This is a genomic window from Pseudomonas sp. B2021, from assembly GCF_018135665.1.
In the GTDB taxonomy this organism is placed as follows: Bacteria; Pseudomonadota; Gammaproteobacteria; order Pseudomonadales; family Pseudomonadaceae; genus Aquipseudomonas; species Aquipseudomonas lactis.
In genome coordinates this window covers 1-2,843 of the sequence record NZ_SMOF01000015.1, presented here as the reverse complement: position 1 = coordinate 2,843, position 2,843 = coordinate 1, and the positions used below count along the sequence as shown (strand labels likewise).

Genomic DNA, 2,843 nt, shown 5'->3' with positions numbered 1-2,843 from the left:
ACCGAGCCTAAGCGAGGTGCCGAGTGGTGGGGCAAGAGCGTTTTGCTTACTTTTGCGCTTTTCAAAAGTGAGCCGCCGTCAGGGCGGAACCCTAAGTGGCCGTTACCGCAGCAATGGATATGTACCCGGTATAACTGCGTCGCCTGTCAGGCCGCCTTCGCGAGCAAGCCCGCTCCCACAGTTTGATCGCGGGGTGTCAGGGAGATAGGCGTCGGCTGGCAGGCCGTCATCGCAGGCAAGCCAGCTCCCACAGTTTGATCGCGGGGTGTCAGGGAGATAGGCGTCGGCTGGCAGGCCGTCACGGGTTCAGTTTCGTATCGATGTTGCGTATCGCCCCTCGAGAGGTACACCCAGCAGAGTTATCGACGACGCCTGCGCAGCAAAGGCCAGTTGGAGGCGAGCGCCCCCGGCTCAGCGTCACGCCCGGCAACTCGCACCAGGTCTGGAAACTCAAGCAGCAAAGCTCGATTGCCCCGGCCAATATGCTCCATCACCGCCAGGGTAATGTTTTCCCGCACCATGCCCGTCGAAACGTAGTACATGGCCCAGGCCTGCTCTGGCGTACACAGGCCGATCTGCTCTTCAATCTCTTTGTAGGCCTTGTAGTCGTCTGACTCAAAATAGCGCTGATCACCGCCCTGGCGCATGCTGTCTCCCTCCCCGGCCCCATCCCCATCACGTACCGCTTTTAACCTTGGTCCAGACCCGCGTGCGAATACGCTCGGCCTTCAGCGGCAAGGGCTCAAGCGGAACCAATGTCGCCATGGTCTTTTTATCGGGATAGATCCAAGGGTTATCCCGCAATTTTTGCTCGACAAACTCAGTGGCATCTTTGTTGGCGTTGGGATAAAGCATGTAGTTGGACGTCTTGGCTATCACCTGTGGCCGCAGCATGTAGTTGATGAACGCCAGAGCGGCCTTGGGGTGGCGAGCGTCCTTGAGCAACACCCAGTTTTCAGACCAGACCAACGCCCCTTCCCGCGGCAGGCTGTAGGCAATCTTGCGGCCACTGTTGGACTTTTCATTAATCGCCTGCGCCGCCAGTGCACCATTGGCCCAGCCGACGACCGCACAGATATTGCCGTCTGCCAGGTCGGTGTCGATTCTGGAAGAGTCGAAATAGAGTACATAGGGACGGATTTTCAACAACAGCGCCTGGGCCTTCTGGTAATCCTCTGGGTCAGTGCTGTTACTGGGCAGCCCTAGATAGTGCAAGGCAATGGAAATGATCTCGCTGGGGGAGTCGAGCATGGCCACGCCACAGGACTTGAGCTTGCTGATGTTTTCTTCTTTGAAGATCAGGTCCCAGCTGTCCACCGGAGCGTCATCACCCAGTGCCGCCTTGACCTTATCCACGTCGTAGCCAATGCCGGTGGTACCCCAGACATAGGGCACGGCGTAGCGGTTACCGGGGTCATTGACCGCCAGCAGGGACAGGATGTCAGGGTCGATGTGCGACAGATTACTCAACTGCGCACGATCCAACGGCTGCAGCACCCCGGCCTTGATCAAGCCGGGCAATACATTGGAGGTGGCCACCACCAGGTCATAACCGGTGCGCCCAGCCATGACCTTGCTCTGCATGGTTTCGGCGCTGTCGAAAGCATCCATATGCAGCTTGATGCCGCTCTCCTGCTGGAATTGCTTGGGCGTCTGCGGCTCAAGAAAGCCGAACCAGTTATACAGATACACCGAATTTTCAGCGGCGGCTGCGGGCGTGCTGATTGCAGCGCCCATAAACGACGCTAAAAAAATAGCTCGCAAGTGTGCTCGACTCATATGACTATCCCTGTCCACACGACGCGCCTTCATGGCTATCGTAAGCTCGGGGTGAATATACCGAGCCTCGACGAATAGTAAATACCTACAAGTACTTAGCTCTGGCCTGCAAAGCCCTAACCCTAAAGGGGTAGAACATGTCGCTTGACCTTCATAGCCTGGCTTGGCACCGATCGGTTGGAAAACTGATCATGCAGCTCAATCGCCCGGAGTTCTGGAGTTCGCTGATTCGGGTACTGAATGAATATGTGCAGATAGACAATTGGGTGGTGCTGGTTTTCGGTGACCACGCAGTGCGTGTGATCAGCCTGCCCGAGGTGGCCGACAGCGAAGAAATCGACGCCTTTATTCATCGCTATGTGAAAGGCCTGTATCTGCTGGACCCGTTCTATATCGCTGATCGAGAAAACCCGCAGAGCGGGTTCTTCCATCTGCTCGATATTGCGCCGGAACACTTCCGGGAAACCGAGTACTACCAACAATATTTTGCGCAGTACATCTCGGTCGATGAGGCGCAATACAACGTACGGCTCGATGCCGACAGAACGTTGTGCATGTCATTTGGCAGCAACCTGCGCTTCACCCAGGCGCAGATAACGGTATTGGACATGATCAAGCCGTGGGTAACAGCAATGATGCATCAACGCATGGGCTTTGAAACTGACCCGGCAAAAAACCTCACCGAGCCGACCCCATGGGCCGAGGCACTTACTCAGTTGGAAACACACGTAACGACGCGTGAAAAAGACGTGCTCAAGTTACTGCTCAGTGGGTTCTCCAACAAAGAGATCGCCGGCAAGCTGTCGCTGTCGACGGAAACCATCAAGGTTCACCGCCGCAATATCTACAGCAAGCTGAATATCAAATCTCAGTCGGAGCTGTTTGCGCGGTTTTTTATGCCACGGCAGGAGATTACATCGACGCTTTGAAGGGGGGGCGGTGCGCTGGCGGTATTTATTGCGCACAAACAAAAACGCCGATCATCACTGATCGGCGTTTTCGTTAAATATGGAGCGGGAAACGAGACTCGAACTCGCGACCCCGACCTTGGCAAGGTCGTGCTC

3 protein-coding genes are annotated in these 2,843 nt (G+C 56.0%); 1 reads left to right on the top strand and 2 read right to left on the bottom strand.

Annotated features, from left to right (window positions below):
- Positions 1–359: 359 nt before the first annotated feature.
- Together E1K68_RS27420 and E1K68_RS27415 are read right to left on the bottom strand one after the other, a co-directional pair.
- Entirely contained in the window at positions 360–647 is a 288-nt protein-coding gene (locus E1K68_RS27420) for a hypothetical protein (protein ID WP_003190084.1), read from the bottom strand.
- 28 nt (positions 648–675) lie between these two features.
- Positions 676–1,779, bottom strand: coding sequence for a polyamine ABC transporter substrate-binding protein (locus E1K68_RS27415; RefSeq protein ID WP_003190082.1), 1,104 nt, complete (start codon positions 1,777–1,779; stop codon positions 676–678).
- Between the two features lie 137 nt (positions 1,780–1,916).
- Between E1K68_RS27415 and E1K68_RS27410 the strand changes: the two genes are divergently transcribed.
- On the top strand, positions 1,917–2,708 hold the full coding sequence (locus E1K68_RS27410; RefSeq protein WP_003190080.1) for a LuxR C-terminal-related transcriptional regulator: 792 nt from the start codon (positions 1,917–1,919) through the stop codon (positions 2,706–2,708).
- Positions 2,709–2,843: the final 135 nt, after the last annotated feature.